The organism is Duganella levis (assembly GCF_009857605.1).
Taxonomy (GTDB): Bacteria; Pseudomonadota; Gammaproteobacteria; order Burkholderiales; family Burkholderiaceae_D; genus Rugamonas; species Rugamonas levis.
Map to the genome: position 1 here is coordinate 71,994 of NZ_WWCT01000014.1, position 16,599 is coordinate 88,592.

Here is a 16,599-nt window from a genome sequence, read left to right on the forward strand (position 1 = left end):
CATTTGAGGGCACGCAAAGTGCATAGCCGAAATCTCAAGCTTTCGGTCACGGCCTTGCTATGGACGGCCTTATGGCTGGCGGCCGGCGCGTGTAGTGCGGCGACGCAGGTGGTATATCCGCTGACCAGTCTTGACGATGCGGATAGCCGTTACGAATACGATTGGGCAGTGCTGCGCGTGGCGCTGCAAAAGACTGCGCCGCGCTATGGAGCGTTTGAACTGAAGCAGTCGACCCAGGCGATGTCGCCGCAGCGCGTGGCGCAGGAGCTGCTGACGCCAGGTGGGCGCATCAACGTCTTCGCGCGCGCCACGTCGCCGGAGCTGGAGCAGCAATACATACCGGTGCGCCTGCCCATCGACAAAGGCCTGCTGGGCTACCGCATTTTCCTGGTGCGCTCTGCCGACCTGCCGCGCTTCGCAGCCGTGCACACGCTGGACGATCTGCGCAAGCTGCGCGTGGGACAAGGCAGGGATTGGGTCGATGTGCCGATCCTGCGCAACGCCGGATTCACCGTGGTCGAAGGCACCAGCTACCGGGGACTGTTCGCAATGCTGTCGGCCGGCCGCTTTGACTGGTTCTCGCGTGGCATCGACGAGGCGCAGCGTGAATATATAGAACGCCACCCGAGCTATCCGGACATGGCGATGGAGCCGGCCTTGCTGCTACAGTATCCGCTGCCGCTGTACTTTTTCACGCGGCGCGACGCCGAAGGCAAGCTGCTGGCGCAGCGCATCAGCGACGGCATGGAGATGATGATCAAGGATGGTTCGCTCAACACCCTGTTCCAGCAGTTCAAGGGCGAGAGCATCAAGGCCGGCGCGCTGACGAAACGGCGCGTGCTGCACATCAAAAATCCGCACCTGCCGCCAGAGACGCCGCTGTCGCGCGGCGAACTCTGGTTCGATCCCGTTAAAGGCAAATAGCTTAAGGCCAGATGGCTTTCAGCACGGCGGCCAAGTGGTAGCCGCCCTGGATCAGCTGCGCCTTGGCGGCGGCCGACGATGGCACCGGATAGTTGTCCGGAATCGCCAGCGGCCACACATTGTAGACGTCACCGTTCTTGCTGGTCTGCTGCGCCATCGGACCCGGCACCACGTCGGCATACGCCAGCTTGGCCACCACCAGCGTCTGATCGGCCCACTCATACGGCCACGTCACCGGATCGCCGCTGTTTGGCGACACCACCGGATTGCCGGCGATGACCATCTGCGCGAACTGCTCCGGCGTACGCGCGCCGATGCGGCGGAACGCATAGTTGACCACCGTGGTGTCCCAGTACGAGTGGAACGCGCGCGTGGTCTGTGGCGGACGTGCTGGGGTGGCTGGCGTGGCCGGTGCAGGCTTGCTGTCATCCGCCGGGGCGGCAGGAATCTGCTGCGTGCTGTTGGCCGTCAGCTTGATATCATCCAGTTGCAGATTATTGCCGCCCTGCGTGGCAAAGGCTTCCTTGTCGTCCAGCTGCTTCTGCGTCGGCAGCACGAAGCCGCCGTTCTTGCCGACATAGCCCTCGCCCACATGCAGCGGCTGCGCGATATCGCCGGTCAGGTGGGTCAGCATCAACAGCGCCTGGCGCGGCGTGAAGTTGTGCGGGTTGGTGGTGGCATTGCCCTTACCCTGCAACACCGCAATGCACTGCTTCAGCGTCTGCACGATATCGTGGTCGGTGGTGCCGACGCCGTGGTCCTGATAGTGCGACAGCTGGAACGGCACGTCGGTATAGTGGTACTCGCTGTGCTTCGGATTGGCGGTGGTGTAAGCCACCATCTCCTCCGTTTGCGGGCCGCAGTAAGTGCCCTTGACGCAGTCGGCCCACGACGCCACCTTGGCCAGACTCTCGCCCGGCAGCAGCAAGGCTTGCACCTGCTTCTCGGCGTTGCTGCCGACGATCAGTTGATCGGCAATCGCGCCAACCGCGCGGTGACCATCATTGCCCCACGCGTGGGCGTTGAGGGAGACGAAGGCGCTGCTGAGCGCCAGTATGCATGCAAGCTTTTTCATTCAGGACTGCCTTTCGCTGGCTTTGGATATTGTTTGTTGATGTCGAGCGCTTGCGCGTACGACGACGACCAGGTCTGCTCATGCAGCGCGGCCAGGCGCTGCGCCATTTTCTCATTGCGCATCACCACTTCCAGATTGCGCGACAAGTCCATATAGCCGCCGCTCCAGTTGCTGGTGCCGACCCAGGCGATCTGGTTATCGATCACCATGGCCTTGCTGTGGATGACGCGCGCGAACGGAATAAAGCCAGTCGACGCCACCGGCAGCGTCACCACGCGGATTTCCACATTCGGCAGAATCGCCAGACTTTTCAGGTAGACCTGCGCCGGATTTTCCAGGTTCCAGTTGGAGACCATCAGCTTGACCTTGACGCCGCGGTTGGCCGCCGAACGCACCGCGTTGTCGATCACCGCATAGTAAGGACGTGTACCTTTCGGGCCGTAGCTCAGCGGCGCGTAGTCCAGCAACTGGATGCGCACTTCGCTTTTCGCTTCCGCCAGCAGCGCCGGCAGGCCGGCCTCGGAATTGCCCACACCCGCAGGATTGTATTGCTGAGGGCTGGCCAGCAGGAAGGTGTCTTGATGAATGTTCGGCGCCACCGGCGTCGCATTCAACACCGGCACCGGCTTGCCTTGCGAGATCAGCGCCTGCGCATTCCAGTCCTGGTTGAAGATCGCCTGTACTTGCGCCACAACCTTCGGATCGGTGATGCGCAAACCGGTTTCGTGGATGTGCTCAAACGAGCGCCAGTCGAAATTCTGGCTGCCGATGTAAGCGGTCGCGCCATCCACCACCAGGTACTTGGCGTGGATGATGCCGTTGCCAGTCAACTTATTCACGTCCAGGATGCGGAAGTCCATATTCGGAATCGCCTTCAGGCGCTCGATGGTCGGCTTCTCCGACAGGCCCACGCCTTTTTGATCCAGCAGGAAGCGGATCTTGACGCCGCGCTTGCCCGCTGCCTCCAGATGCTCCACCACTTTTTCAAACACGCTGCCCGGCTTGATCACGGCGTAGAACTGGCCGATGACAATTTCGCTCTTGGCGTTGTCAAACAGTTCGCTCCACACTTGCGCAGGATTGCGCAAGTCATCGCTATGCAGCGGCGTTTCCACCGGCGCGGTCTGCACCAGCTCAAAGCCGGGAATCGAAAACTCCGCGCGGGCCGGCGCAGCCAGTACGCTGGCCGCAACCAGGGCGGAAAGTAAAAGTCGACGCATCATTGCTCCTTTTGTACGTAACGCTTGAGCGGCGCCGCAGCGCCGGCTGGTTTGCCATCCTGCTCACGCTTGGCCAGATACTGGGTCAGCGCATCGATGTCGCGAATGCTGGTCGGCGCGCGATTGCTGCCGTTCTTGAAGGCCGGGAAACCGTCGCCGCCTTCGGCCAGGAAGTTATTGGTCACCACGCGGTACGAGGTGTCCATCTCCAGCTTGGCGCCGTTCAGCTTCACGCTGCCCGGCACGATCTTGCTGCCTTCCGGCTTGCTGGCGTCCCATTGATAGCTAAAGCCTTCCGACAGTTGCAGCAAGCCGCGCTTGGAATCACGGTCTTCCAGCCACTGCTCTTCCAGCAGTTCGATAATTTGCGCGCCGCGCAGGTTCATCGCCACCAGCGTGTTCCCGAATGGCAGAACCGCCATTGCCTTGCCCAGCGTGACGCGGTTGCCGGCAACCGTCTCCAGATCCTGACGTATGCCGCCCGGATTTTGCAACGCGATCTGCGCGCCGTACGGACGGCCCGCCGCCAACATGGAGTCCGCCACCAGATCGCCCAGGGCGGATTCGCTGGCATGGTCCTTCTCGCGCTTGACGCTCGGCACAGCGATGGTCGCCACCGGACGCGCCAGCGCGGCGGCGCTTTGCTCGCGCGCCTTGTTCAGATACGCCGTCAGCGCTGGGTCGGCCGGCCACGTACCCGGCACCATCACCTCCTGCCTGGCGCTGACCTCGCGCACGGTGTTGGACGCGGTGTCCACTTGCAGCGTGATGCGGCCCAGTACATGGCCGCCCATGTCGGACTGCGTCACCAGCCGGCCATCCACCTTGCACAGATAGCCCTGGTGCGAATGGCCGCTGATCACCAGGCGAATCGACGGATCGAGGCGCTTGACCACATCCACGATCGGTCCTTTGAGATTGCCGCAATCCTGCTGGTCGAATTTATCGGTGGTGCGGCCGCCCTGGTGGATCAGCACCACGAACACGCCCACGCCCTGCTTGCGCAGTTCCGGCAGCTGGCGGTTGATGGCGTCCGCTTCGTCGACGAACTCCAGGCCGGCGATGCCCGAGGCCAGCGCCGATTCCGCCGTCTCGCGCAGCACGGTGCCGATGAAGGCGACCTTCACGCCATGCACGGTCTCGATTTTGTACGCCGGCAGCACCGGCTTGCGGGTGCGCATGTCGATCACGTTGGCGGCCAGGTACTGGAACTGCGCGCCTTGATACGGACCGTCGAATTTGCAGGCCTTGTCGGCGCGCGGCGAAGTGCAGCCGCCCTGCTGCTGACGCAGCAGCTCAATCCGGCCCTGGTCGAATTCGTGATTGCCGACCGACGTCACGCGCATGCCCAGCAGATTCATGGCGCCGATAGTCGGCTCGTCGGCCCACATCGACGAGATGGCCGGGCTGGCGCCGATCAGGTCACCAGCGCCGACCACCATCAGTTCCGGATCGTCCTTGCGCCACGCCTGCAGCGCCGCGCCCAGCGTGTCGATGCCGCCGGCCTGGATGGTGCGTTCGTCGCCGCCGGCCGCGCTGTCCCAGACATATTTGCTGGCTTCCAGATTGCCATGGAAATCATTCAGCGCCACCAGTTGAACTTCGGTCACGCCCGGCGGCAGCGGCTGGCGCCATGCGCAGCCGGCCAGCGCGGCCAGCAAGGCCGCCGTTATAAGGGTAGAGGTATGTGTTTTCATAAGGTGTGCAGCATAGCGTATCCCGGCTCCAGCCAGCAGGATGGAAACATTGCCGTTACAAAGAAAAACAGGCCCTTGCGGGCCTGTGTCGTACTCACGATATGGCGGGCCGGAAGCCCGCCATCGAGACGATTAGTAGTCGCCCGAGAAGGTCAGGGACAGGAAGCGTGGTGCACCAGCGTAGTACGAGATTTTGCTCGCAGTGATGCCAGGGTAAGCCAGCGCGTTGGTGGCGGTTGCCGAAGCCGGGTTCAGGTACTGCTTGTTACCCAGATTGCTCACGTTCATGGTGATCTTCGGACGTTTCAGCCAGCCCTGGTTAGGGAAGGTGTAGCCAGCGTCCAGACCCAGCAGGGTGTAGCCGCCAACGTATTCATCGTTAGCCATGGTGCTGTACTGACGCGCGGTGGTCTTCGCTTTCAGACGGCCGTAGAACGCGCCATCCTGGTACTCGGCGCTGACGCCAACTTTCCATTTCGGGGTCAGAGGGAACTCGTTACCCTTGGTTGCCAGTGGCGCGAAGCCTTTGGCCAGTGCCAGGTTGTCCTGCATTTCCGACTTGGAGTAGCCCAGCGAGCCGTAGAACGCCCAGCCGTTGATCGGGGTGTTACCCAGTTCAACTTCGAAACCGTTGTTACGCACGTTGCCGACGTTGCTGGTGGCTTTGGTGTCGGTCGATGGATCATACGCGGTTGCCAGACGGTCCTTGAAATAAATCGAGTACACGTTGAAGGTGGCGATGATGTCCTTGTCCTGGTGACGGTAGCCGACGTCCAGATTCCACGACACTTCTTCTTTCACGTCATTGACGACGGTAGGCACGCCATTGACCAGCGTAACGTTACCGTTGTTTGGCAGGTAGATGAAGTTACCTGGCGCCTTCATGTTCTTGGCCAGCGATGCGTACAGTTGGTCGTCGTTGGTGACCTTGAAGCGCGCGCCCAGTTGTGGCAGCACGTCTTTGTAGGTACGTTCAACGCTGTACTGCTTGCCCGACAGCGGCAACGAACCTTCGTTGGCGAAGTTGGTGAAATCGCGCTTGATGTGCGGGGTACGCACGCCGAAGTTCAGGGTCAGGCGGTCATCCATTGCCGTGTAGGTGTCCTGCACGAAAGCCTGGTAGGCAGTCGATACGGTTTTCACGTCACGGAACACTTGCAGCTTGGTGCCGTCTGGACGGTAGATGTTGTTGGCTTGCAGCCAAGGATCATACGAACCGTCGTTGTTGATGGCGACCATCGGCGAGGTTTGCTCGTGGTTGGCGCGCTCGATCCATGCGCCGGCCAGCAGCGTGTGGTTGCCCATGGTGTGGGTCACAGCCAGGCTGATACCAGGACGGCTGGTGCGGGTGAACGAACCTTCCGCCATCAGCACTTTATCCTTGGTGTCGCCGTCGCCGTTCAGGTCGATCGAACCGGTCTTGACGCCGGTGCCGCCGTCCTTGACGATGGCCACGTTGGCTTCGGTGATCAGCTGCTGCTGGGTGCCGCCGGTGCCGTAGCCGTACCACCAGTAAGGAACAACCTTGATGTCGGTGTCTTCGTTCAGGCGGAACTTGGCGGTCGCCGAAGCGATCACGTTACGGAACGGGTTCAGCGCCAGGCCGTAGTAAACCGGCGATGGAGCGGTATCGTTCTGTGCGCCTGCGCCTGGGGTCACGTGGCCAGGGAACTTGGCGGAGTAGTCGTAGTAGTAACCGTTCTGCGCCAGTTCAGCCTTGCTCATCGCCAGGAAGTTGTTGTTGATGGCTTCGTTGTACAGCACGGTGGCGTGAACGTAGTTGAAGCGATCCCAGTCGTAGTTGAAGCCGGTATCGATGTGGTCGCGCTTGGCGCCGCCCTGGCCTTTCCACTTGTCCGCTTCAGCGTGCGAGGCGGAGATGAAGAACTTCGAACGCTTGTCCGAGAACAGGCCGCTGTCGAAGCGGATGTAGGTTTTGGTCAGGTTCAGCTGGCCCAGGGTCTGCATCACGCGGACGCGTTGCTTGTCTTCCGGGTTGCAGGTGGTGATGCCGAAGTTACCGCCGGTCGCGCCAACTTGTGGCGAGTCCACGTCGGTCGAACCTTGGGTCACGGTTTCGGAGCAGGTGTTTTCCTGGTCAACGTATTCTTGTGGGTAGACAGCGAACGAACCCGAGTCATTGACTGGCACGCCGTTGATGGTGGCGCCGATCTGGTCGGAGTTGAAGCCGCGCAGGGTCAGGCCGCCGCCGAACAGGCCGGTTGCGTCGTAGTTGAAGCTGTTCACTGCTGGCAGCATTTCCAGAGCTTCATAAGCGTTGCCGGTTGGGCGCTGCTTTTCCAATTCTTCCGCGGTAATCGTCGAACGTGCTTTTGGCGCGTCTTCCGTTACCATCAGGCCCATACCCAGTTTTTTACCGGTGATGACCACTTCGGCCTTGCCTGGAGTAGCAGCAGCTGGCTCTGCAGCTTCCTGTGCGAAAGCAGCGCCGGCCGACAGTGCGGCCAGGTGAGCTGCTACGGCGATCACGCTCAAGCGCAAGACCGGAGATTGTTTGGATTGCATTCAAAACCCCTTAGAGTGTTATTGTAAAAACGTGAGAAAACTTCCGAATTCGATACCGAAGAGCTAATATTTTCTCTGCACAAAGGCGAGAGTGTAATGGTCGAAAATGACACTGGTGTGACAACAAAAGTTGCCAATTTGCTCTAACTATCTACCACTATTGCATGTCAAAACAGGTCGCGACAAATACGTTTTTGCTACACCATTCAGTGGAAAAACATATAAATGCGCGTGAAATGCTAATTAATTAGCAAGTTCAGAGTGATGCTGAGGTAGGGAGCGGGCGGAATTATAAGAGCATCAGGTGCCGATGAATTTTGTTCATGGCAACTATTAGAGAGAAAACTCTGATGTGTAGCAAAACTGCGACAGAAAACCGGGGCAATTTTGATAAAAAACAAAGCCGGCGGGAGACGCCGCCGGCTTTTTTGAAGATTATGGAACTTTTAACGTTTGGCTTTGGCGTCAGAGCCGGCGATCTCCGCCTCAAATTTGGCGAATTTACCGTCCAGGGCTTTTAAAAGACGTTGTTTATCCGCATCGGCCAAGAAAGAATAGCGAATACTGTCATACGACAGTTTTTTCACTTCCGCGTAATCCGGCTGGTAGCGCGCCGCGTACAGCACATATTCACCGGATAAATTGTTACGCGAGACGCCGGCGTCGTCTGTGGACAACACATACGGCACGCCATATTTGCGGTACAGCGTGACCGGGTGCGCCTGATCCTTGATGCCGAGGATGAAGTCGTTGCTGCTCAGGTTGACCTCGACCGCGATCTTCTTATCATGCATTTCTTTCATGATCGCCAGCGGATTGCTCTCGTGGGCGATGTCCATGCCGTGGCCGATGCGGCTGGCGCCGGCCACCTCGATGGCGTCCTTGATGTGGAAGGTCAGGCCTTCCTGCGGCACCATGCCGAGCGACAGCTCGCCGGCGTGCAGCGCCAGTTTCACGCTCGGATACTTCGTTTTCAGGAATTTGAACATCTGCATGTGCAGCGCGTAGTCGCGCATCGAGACGTTGACGCTTTCCTGTCCGACAATATTAACGCCGACGATCTTCGGATTCGAAGTGGCCAGCTTGAAGCTGGAAGCGATCTGCGCAAACACCTGCGACGGCGCCAGGAAACGCAGCGCAAACGGCTGGTAGCGCAGCGTGAAGTTGGCGTCGTCGATGCCGGCGCTGACGGTTTCGACGTTTTTCAGGTAGGCGCCGATCCAGCCCTGGTAGGCCTGGTCCTGATCCAGTTTGGCGCTCAGCGCGGCGAAATCGGCGTCGCTAACGCCGCCCGCCAGCGCCTTCTTGTCGAAGTCCGTATCCTGCGCGATCGGCGCGATCTCGTAGATGGTTTCGATGTAGCTCAGGTTCTCCTGGATGGCGCGCTGTTTCAGGCGCTGCACGCCGTCCACCGCATTGGTAGACGCCACCGGGTTGAAATAGGCGAAGGTGTCGAAGAACTGGCGGTCCGGCGGCGACTGGATGCCGCTATGGTTGTAGAAATCCTTGTCCGACCAGCGCTGCAGCAGGTTGGCCAGCACGGTGTTGTCGTTCATGACATCCTGGCCGGACAGGCAGCCGGCGGCCGGCTTGGTCTTCTCAATGGTGTAGCTGGTCTTGTTGACGCAGAAGCCTTCCTTGTCGACCCACTCCAGATACTGCTCGGCGTAGATCGCGCCCGAGTAATGGTGGTGCAGGTCGCCGCCCTTCGGCATCATGGTGAAGAACATCGTCAGTTCGGCCAGTTTCGGCTCCTTGCCCGGCGCAACCAGCGCGGCGAAGTGGCGCTTGGTGGCCTCCTCGTTGGCGTTGGCGGCGCGCGCCTGCGGCATGGCGCACAGCACGGCGGCGGCCAGCGCCAGGGCTTTGATGTTGTTCTTCATGTGTATCCTTAATTAAGTCGTTTCACGGACATGCACCTGGCGGCCCGCCGAATAGGTCGCGGCGATCGCGCGGTCGTCGCCCAGCAACGCCAACGCGAACAGCAGCTCTTCCAGGCTCTCCCTGCGCGCGGTACGGCGCTGCAGCAGCGGCGTGGCTTGCGGATCGACGACGATAAAGTCGGCCTCCGCGCCAACGGCGAAATTGCCGATCGTGCCTTCCAGCTGCATGCTGCGCGCCGCGCCCAGCGTGGCCAGGTAAAACATCCGCAAGGCCGGCAGGTAACTGCCCTTCAAGCGCGCTACTTTATAGGCTTCATTCATCGTTTGCAACATGGAGAAAGAAGTACCGCCGCCAACGTCGGTGGCCAGCGAGAGTAGCACGCCGGCGTCGTCGGCGCGTTCGAAGTCGAACAGGCCGCTGCCGAGGAACAGGTTGGAAGTCGGACAGATGGCGGCGGCGGACTGGGTTTCGGCCATGCGCTGGCGGTCGCGTTCATTGAGCCAGATGCAGTGGCCATACATGGCGCGCGGACGCATCATGCCGTAGCTGTCATAGACGTCGATGTAGCTGCGAGCGTTGGGGAACAGCTCGCGTACCCACGCGCATTCGGCTTCGTTTTCCGACACGTGGGTCTGGATGAAGGTGTCCGGATAAGCGGCCGCCAGTTCACCGGCCAGTTGCAGCTGGCGTTCGGTGGAGGTTGGCGCGAAGCGCGGCGTGATTGCGTACAGCGCGCGGCCGCGCTTGTGCCAGCGCTGGATCAGCGTCTCGGTGTCGCGCGCGCCGGATTCGGCGGTGTCGCGCAGGAAGTCGGGGCAGTTCCGGTCCATCATCACCTTGCCGGCCACCATGCGCAGGCCGCGCTGTTCGCTGGCGGTGAAGAAGGCGTCCACCGATTGCGGATGCACGGTGCAGTAGACCATGGCGGTGGTGGTGCCGCATCGGAGCAGTTCATCGAGGAAGAACTCGGCCACGTTGGCGGCGTGCGCGGCGTCTTCGAACTGGCGCTCGGTCGGGAAGGTGTAGGTCTCCAGCCATGGCAGCAGGCCTTCCGCCGGCGAGGCGATCATGTCGGTCTGCGGGTAGTGGACGTGTGTGTCGATAAAGCCGGGCATCAGCAGCTTGCCGCTGTAGTCGTGCACCACGGTGTTCGGTGGCAGCGTGGCGTGTAGCGTGGCGTAGTCGCCGGCGGCCTGCACTTTGCCGTCTGCGACGATCAGCAGGCCGTCTTCGTGCCAATCGTGTGATGGGTGCGACTCATCGCTGAAGGCCGGATCGGCGAGAAAGTGCAGCAAGCTGCCACGGTAGGCTTGCAGGTTGGTGGTCATGATGATCTTTCTTGAATCTGAATGCGTAGTTTAGCTTGCGACGGCCAGTCTTGCTGGCGCGCTGAGGGCGGCGATTTGCTGCTGTTCCCACACCATCAGCAGCTGTGCGCACACGGAGGCGGCGATGGCGGCGGGGAGTTTGCTGGAGATGCCCGGCAGGCCGATGGGGCAGACCATGTTGTCGATGCGGTCTTGCGGCAATCCGCGCGCGGCCATGCGGCGCTCGAACTGCACGCGCTTGGTGTTGGAGCCTATGAGGCCGAACCAGCCGACGTCGTCGCGGGCCAGGATAGTTTCGCACAGGCGCTGGTCCAGCGCATGGCTGTGGGTCATGACGAGATAGCTGGCGTTGGCCGGTGCGGCGGCGACTGCGGCTTCCGGCATATCGGTTGCTTCAACGGCGACGTTGGACGGCAGGCTGGCAGGGAACATGTCTTCACGCTCGTCGACCCAGGTGACGGTGCACGGTAACTCGCCCAACATGCGCACGATGGCCGCGCCAACGTGGCCGGCGCCGAACAGCACCAGATGCGCGCGCGGCGCCAGGCAAGGATCGGCCAACCAGCGACGACCGGCCGTGTCGCGCAGGATGTGCGTACCGCGTTCGCGATCGAGCGCTGGCGCGGCCGGGCGCCCGCTAGCTGCCACCGCCGCGAACTCGCCACCGGCGACGATTGCGCCGTCCGCGTCGAGCAGCAGCGTGGCCGCCGGACCGTCAAGGGCACTGAGGCGCCAGTTGTCGTCGCGACGGCGCCTACGCAGACCTGTCAGCACATTTGCCAGCTCGGCGCCAACCAGCTCAAATGCCAGATGCACCACGCCGCCGCAGCACTGCCCCAGCGTCGGCCCGAGCGCATACCGCTCCAGCCGTGCGCTAGCGCCCTGCCCCGCCGCATCGCCCTGGCTGGCCGCGCCTTTCAGCATTTCGCGCGCCAACTCCACCGCGCACATTTCCAGATGCCCGCCGCCGATCGTATCGTGCTGGCCGCGCGCCGTCACCAGCATCTTGGCGCCGGGCTCGCGCGGGCCGGAGCCCTCCACGATCGCCACGGTCACCAGCACTGCCGGTTCCAACACCTGCGCTGTCAGCCACTCATTCATTACGAAGCCATTTCCACTGCGGACACCGCCCGCAGAATCTCTTCACTGGTCGCCGGCGCGTTCAACGGCGGATTCACGCGATGCCCGCCCACAGCGGAAATCGCATCCCGAATCGCAAAGAACACCGAGAACGGCAGCAGCAGCGGCGGCTCGCCCACCGCCTTCGAGCGATGAATACTGTCCTCCACATTCCCGTTATCGAACAACTTCACGCGGAAATCCTCCGGACAATCGGAGATGCCCGGAATCTTGTACGTGGACGGCGCATGCGTCATCAACTTGCCCGCCGCATTCCACCACAACTGCTCCGTGGTCAGCCAGCCCATGCCCTGAATAAAAGCGCCCTCCACCTGACCGATATCGATGGCCGGATTCAGCGAACGCCCAGCATCATACAAAGCATCCGCGCGCAGCAACTTCCACTCGCCAGTCAGCGTATCCACCACTACCTCCGACACCGCAGCGCCGTAAGCATAGTAAGAGAACGGATGCCCATTCATCGTCTTCGGATTCCAATGCAGATGCGGCGTCGCATAGAAACCGTCGGACCACAGCTGCACCCGCGCCAGATACGCCTTCTGCACCAGTTCCGCAAACAGCACCTTGTGACCGTTAACGTGAACATGGTTATCGAAGAAGCGCACCTGCTGACCATCTTCGTCGCCATACAGCTTGACCGCATACGCCGCCAACCGCTCGCGGATCTGCCGCGCCGCATCCTGCGCCGCCTTGCCGTTCAGGTCCGCGCCGGTGGACGCCGCCGTCGCCGAGGTATTCGCCACCTTGCTAGTATCGGTGGCCGTGATGCGCACGTGCGAGAGGTCCAGGCCCAGCTCATGCGCCACCACCTGCATCACCTTCGTGTTGATGCCCTGCCCCATCTCCGTGCCGCCATGATTGACCAGCACCGAACCGTCCACATACACATGCACCAGCGCGCCGGCCTGATTCAAATGCGTGACGTTGAACGCAATGCCAAACTTCAGCGGCGTCAGCGCCAGCCCTTTTTTCAGCACCGGACTGGTAGCGTTGAACGCCTCAATCGCCTTGCGCCGCGCGCGATACTCGCTGGTCTGTTCCAACTCCGCCGTCAGCGCTTCGATGACGTTATCGACAATCTCCTGGCCATACGGCGTTACATTGCGCTCGGTCGTGCCATAGAAATTCTGGCGACGAATGTCCAGCGCATCGCGTCCCAGGTTGCGCGCAATCTCGTCGATGATGTACTCAATCGCAATCGCCCCCTGCGGGCCGCCGAAACCACGAAACGCCGTGTTCGATTGCGTATTGGTCTTGCCGCAACCGGCGCGGATATCCACGTCCGACAGATAGTAAGTATTATCGAAGTGGCAGACCGCCCGCGTCGCCACAGGCCCCGACAGATCGGCCGAGAAGCCGGCGCGCAACGTCATATCCACTTTGGCAGCGAGGATCTTGCCGCTATCGTCGTAGCCCACTTCGTACTCATAGAAGAAGCAATGGCGCTTGCCGGTGACCAGCATGTCATCATCGCGGTCCGCGCGCAGCTTGACCGGACGGCGCAACTTGGACGCCGCGATGCCGGCCGAAGCAGCCCACAACGCCGACTGCGACTCCTTGCCGCCGAAGCCACCACCCATGCGGCGGCACTCCACCTGCACCTTGTGCGAATGCACGCCGATGGCATGCGCCACCACGTGCTGCATCTCGCTCGGGTGCTGCGTCGAGCATTGCACCAGCAGGCCGTTGTCTTCCTTCGGAATCGCGTAGGCGATCTGGCCTTCCAGATAAAACTGCTCCTGGCCGCCGACAAACAGTTGGCCCTTCACCACGCGCGGCGCCATCTCGAAGGCGGTCTGGTAGTCGCCGCGTGTCAGCTGCATCGGCGGCAGCACATACGAGTTGGCCGCCTTGGCGTCCTGCGGCGTAAAAATCGCCGGCAGTTCATCATAGGCGATCACCGCGCGGCGGGCCGCGCGGCGCGCATTGTCGTGCGTATCCGCCACCACGACAAAGATCGGCTGGCCGACATACAGCACCTCGCCGGCCGACAGGATAGGATCGTCATGAATGATCGGACCGCAGTCGTTGGCGCCAATGATATCGGCAGCGGTGTACACCGCCACCACACCCGGCGCGCTGCGCACCGGCGCCAGATCCATCGCCGTGATGCGCGCATGCGCCTTGGACGACAAGCCCAGCGCCGCATGCAGCGTGCCTTGCAGCTCGGGGATATCGTCGGTGTAAGTGGCTTGGCCCAGCACATGCAGCTCGGCCGATTCGTGCGGACGCGATACGCCCACGGCCTTCCATGCAGATTCCGCAATCGCAGCGGGAGCAACGGGTTGATTCATGATGGCTCCTTTCAGGCGCGGCAAGCGAAAGCGTTGACGGCATCGGCCGCAAGCGGCGCATCGGCGCGCGTCTCCAGCCAGAAGCGGCGCAGCAGATTCTGCGCCGTCTGCATGCGATAGGTGCTCGACGCGCGCATGTCCGACAACGGCGCAAAGTCTTGCGCCAGTTGGTCCATCGCTACGCGCAGATTGGTTTCACTCCAGGTCAGGCCGGTCAGCGACGCCTCGGCACGCGGCGCCCGGCGCGGCGTGGCCGCCATGCCGCCGAACGCGATGCGCGCATCCACCACCTTGTCGCCATCCAGCGTGAACGCAAACGCCGCGCACACCGCAGAGATATCCTGGTCAAAGCGCTTGGCCAGCTTGTAGGTACGGAACTGCACGTCGGCGCGCGGCAGCGGCACGCGTACGGCGGCGACGAATTCGTCGGCCTGCATATCCTTTTTCTGATAATCGAGATAGAAGGCCTCCAGCGCCAGCACGCGACGGCCGGATGGGCCTTGCAACACCACTTCGCTGCCCAGCGCGATCATCCACGGCATCGAATCGCCAATCGGCGAACCATTGGCGACATTACCGCCTAACGTGCCCGCATTCCGGATCGGCAGCGAGGCAAAGCGCTGCCACAACTCGCCCAGCTGCGCCGGGTACAGCTCGCACAGCGCCTCATACGCCGCATTCAGCGACACGCCGGCGCCGATTTCCAGCATGCCGTCCTGCTGCTGCACGCTTTGCAGTGCGCTGACGTGGCCGAGATAAATGATGTCGCCCAGTTCGCGCATTTGCTTGGTCACCCACAGGCCGATGTCGGTCGATCCGGCCAGCAGCGTCGCTTTCGGATGCGCAGCGCGCAGCGTCACCAGTTCTTCCAGCGTGCGCGGCGCGTGGAACGTCTGGCCGCGTGCGGTATAGGTGGAACCAGCTTCGCGCTGCAAGGCTTGCAGCTGCTGAGTCAACGCCGCGCGGTCGAACGACACTTTCGGCAGTTCGGTCATGCGATGCGCCGCATCGATGATCGGGCGATAGCCGGTGCAGCGGCACAGATTACCGGACAGGCAATCGTCAATCTCCTTGCGCTGCGCCGGCTGGCCGTCCTTGTCCAGGTACATGCCCCACAAGGACATGACGAAGCCCGGCGTACAGAAACCGCATTGCGAGCCATGACATTCCACCATCGCCTGCTGCACCGGATGCAGCGCGCCATCCGGCTGCTGCATATCCTCCACCGTGAACAGTGCCTTGCCGTCCAGCGTAGGCGCGAACTGGATGCAGGAGTTCACCGCCTTCATCTCCAGCTGGCCGGCCACATTCAGGCTGCCGACAACCACCGTGCAAGCGCCGCAATCGCCTTCGGCGCAGCCTTCCTTGGTGCCGGTGCAATGCAGATCCTCGCGCAGATGCTGAAGCACGGTGCGGGTTGGCGCGGCGTCATGAATTTCCTGCACAGCGCCACGGAAGTAAAAGCGAATCGGTTCGGACATCACAATCTCAATCTACAAATGGGTGAACCTTGCGCCAGTGTTCGGCGATATCGATACGGCGCGTGATCCAGACCTTGTCGTGGCTTTGCACGTAGTCGAGGAAACGCGCCAGCGCAGCCGCCCGCGCCGGCCGGCCGACGATGCGGCAGTGCAGGCCGATGGACAGCATCTTCGGCTGATTCAATCCTTCCGGATCACCTTCGGCGTACAGCACATCGAAGGCGTCCTTCAGGTAATCGAAGAACTGCGTGCCGGAGTTGAAGCCCTGCGCGGCGGCGAAGCGCATGTCGTTGGTGTCCAGCGTGTACGGCACGATCAGCTGCGGCGCGCTGACTGCCACGCCGTCGCTGTTGGTGTAGCCGACCTTCTGCCAGAACGGCAGGTCGTCGCCGTAGTTGTCGGCGTCGTAGCGGAAGCCGCCGTGTTCCATCACCAGCTTGCGCGTCTGCGGCGAATCGCGGCCGGTGTACCAGCCTTGCGGCGCGCTGCCGGTCAGTTCGCGGATGATGTCCACCGCTTCCTTCATGTGCGCGCGCTCGGTGGCTTCGTCCATGTTCTGATAGGTGATCCAGCGCAGGCCGTGGCAGGCGATTTCGTGCCCCAGCTGCTGGAACGCCGCCACCGCCTCCGGATGGCGCTTCAACGCCATCGATACGCCAAACACCGTCAGCGGCAGCTTGCGTTCTTCGAACATGCGTAGCAAACGCCACAAGCCGGCGCGCGAGCCGTATTCGTACAGCGACTCCATGCTCATGTGGCGATTGCTGAACGAGGCCGCGCCGATGATCTCGGACAGGAAGGTCTCGGAGCCGGCGTCGCCGTGCAGCACATTGTTCTCGCCGCCCTCTTCGTAGTTCAGTACGAACTGCAGGGCCACGCGGGCCTGGTTCGGCCACTGCGCATGCGGCGGTTTCGGGCCGTAGCCGATCATGTCGCGCGGGTAGTTGTCGTAAGTGGTCATGGCGCAGGCAAGTCTATGGGGAATATATCCTTAATCATATATGCCAATGCGCATGGCGGTATATGATTT

General features: G+C 61.8%; 11 protein-coding genes. 1 reads left to right on the forward strand and 10 read right to left on the reverse strand.

Going from position 1 to position 16,599, the window contains the following annotated elements:
- Positions 1–18: 18 nt before the first annotated feature.
- Complete coding sequence (locus tag GTP69_RS17415) at positions 19–924, forward strand: transporter substrate-binding domain-containing protein (protein ID WP_371867991.1); 906 nt, start codon at positions 19–21, stop codon at positions 922–924.
- A gap of 1 nt (position 925) precedes the next feature.
- On the opposite strand, the gene GTP69_RS17420 is transcribed toward GTP69_RS17415, so the two are convergent.
- The 10 genes from GTP69_RS17420 to puuE form a co-directional block, all read right to left on the reverse strand.
- On the reverse strand, positions 926–1,999 hold the full coding sequence (locus GTP69_RS17420; protein ID WP_161056047.1) for a S1/P1 nuclease: 1,074 nt from the start codon (positions 1,997–1,999) through the stop codon (positions 926–928).
- Complete coding sequence (locus GTP69_RS17425; protein WP_161056135.1) at positions 1,996–3,219, reverse strand: phospholipase D-like domain-containing protein; 1,224 nt, start codon at positions 3,217–3,219, stop codon at positions 1,996–1,998. The genes GTP69_RS17420 and GTP69_RS17425 overlap by 4 nt, the downstream gene beginning before the upstream one ends.
- On the reverse strand, positions 3,219–4,916 hold the full coding sequence (locus GTP69_RS17430) for a bifunctional metallophosphatase/5'-nucleotidase (protein ID WP_161056048.1): 1,698 nt from the start codon (positions 4,914–4,916) through the stop codon (positions 3,219–3,221). The genes GTP69_RS17425 and GTP69_RS17430 overlap by 1 nt, the downstream gene beginning before the upstream one ends.
- Positions 4,917–5,048: 132 nt before the next feature.
- Positions 5,049–7,442, reverse strand: a complete 2,394-nt coding sequence (locus GTP69_RS17435) for a TonB-dependent receptor (protein ID WP_161056049.1) — start codon at positions 7,440–7,442, stop codon at positions 5,049–5,051.
- 446 nt (positions 7,443–7,888) lie between these two features.
- On the reverse strand, positions 7,889–9,325 hold the full coding sequence (locus GTP69_RS17440; RefSeq protein WP_161056050.1) for an amidohydrolase family protein: 1,437 nt from the start codon (positions 9,323–9,325) through the stop codon (positions 7,889–7,891).
- Between the two features lie 12 nt (positions 9,326–9,337).
- On the reverse strand, positions 9,338–10,654 hold the full coding sequence (gene guaD / locus GTP69_RS17445; protein ID WP_161056051.1) for a guanine deaminase: 1,317 nt from the start codon (positions 10,652–10,654) through the stop codon (positions 9,338–9,340).
- Positions 10,655–10,684: 30 nt separating this feature from the next.
- Positions 10,685–11,755, reverse strand: coding sequence for a xanthine dehydrogenase accessory protein XdhC (xdhC, locus tag GTP69_RS17450; RefSeq protein WP_161056052.1), 1,071 nt, complete (start codon positions 11,753–11,755; stop codon positions 10,685–10,687).
- A complete protein-coding gene (gene xdhB / locus GTP69_RS17455; RefSeq protein WP_161056053.1) occupies positions 11,755–14,088 on the reverse strand; it encodes a xanthine dehydrogenase molybdopterin binding subunit in 2,334 nt (777 codons plus the stop codon). The genes xdhC and xdhB overlap by 1 nt, the downstream gene beginning before the upstream one ends.
- An 11-nt stretch (positions 14,089–14,099) precedes the next feature.
- A complete protein-coding gene (gene xdhA / locus GTP69_RS17460; protein WP_161056054.1) occupies positions 14,100–15,569 on the reverse strand; it encodes a xanthine dehydrogenase small subunit in 1,470 nt (489 codons plus the stop codon).
- Between the two features lie 7 nt (positions 15,570–15,576).
- Complete coding sequence (gene puuE, locus GTP69_RS17465; protein ID WP_161056055.1) at positions 15,577–16,530, reverse strand: allantoinase PuuE; 954 nt, start codon at positions 16,528–16,530, stop codon at positions 15,577–15,579.
- Positions 16,531–16,599: the final 69 nt, after the last annotated feature.

What these genes read in the sequence shown, in the direction of transcription:
- GTP69_RS17435 (WP_161056049.1), bottom strand. Translation starts at nt 7,442, where the DNA reads ATGCAATCCAAACAATCTCCGGTCTTGCGCTTGAGCGTGATCGCCGTA.
- puuE (WP_161056055.1), bottom strand. Translation starts at nt 16,530, where the DNA reads ATGACCACTTACGACAACTACCCGCGCGACATGATCGGCTACGGCCCG.
- GTP69_RS17430 (WP_161056048.1), bottom strand. Translation starts at nt 4,916, where the DNA reads ATGAAAACACATACCTCTACCCTTATAACGGCGGCCTTGCTGGCCGCG.
- GTP69_RS17440 (WP_161056050.1), bottom strand. Translation starts at nt 9,325, where the DNA reads ATGAAGAACAACATCAAAGCCCTGGCGCTGGCCGCCGCCGTGCTGTGC.
- GTP69_RS17425 (WP_161056135.1), bottom strand. Translation starts at nt 3,219, where the DNA reads ATGCGTCGACTTTTACTTTCCGCCCTGGTTGCGGCCAGCGTACTGGCT.
- xdhA (WP_161056054.1), bottom strand. Translation starts at nt 15,569, where the DNA reads ATGTCCGAACCGATTCGCTTTTACTTCCGTGGCGCTGTGCAGGAAATT.
- guaD (WP_161056051.1), bottom strand. Translation starts at nt 10,654, where the DNA reads ATGACCACCAACCTGCAAGCCTACCGTGGCAGCTTGCTGCACTTTCTC.
- xdhB (WP_161056053.1), bottom strand. Translation starts at nt 14,088, where the DNA reads ATGAATCAACCCGTTGCTCCCGCTGCGATTGCGGAATCTGCATGGAAG.
- GTP69_RS17420 (WP_161056047.1), bottom strand. Translation starts at nt 1,999, where the DNA reads ATGAAAAAGCTTGCATGCATACTGGCGCTCAGCAGCGCCTTCGTCTCC.
- xdhC (WP_161056052.1), bottom strand. Translation starts at nt 11,755, where the DNA reads ATGAATGAGTGGCTGACAGCGCAGGTGTTGGAACCGGCAGTGCTGGTG.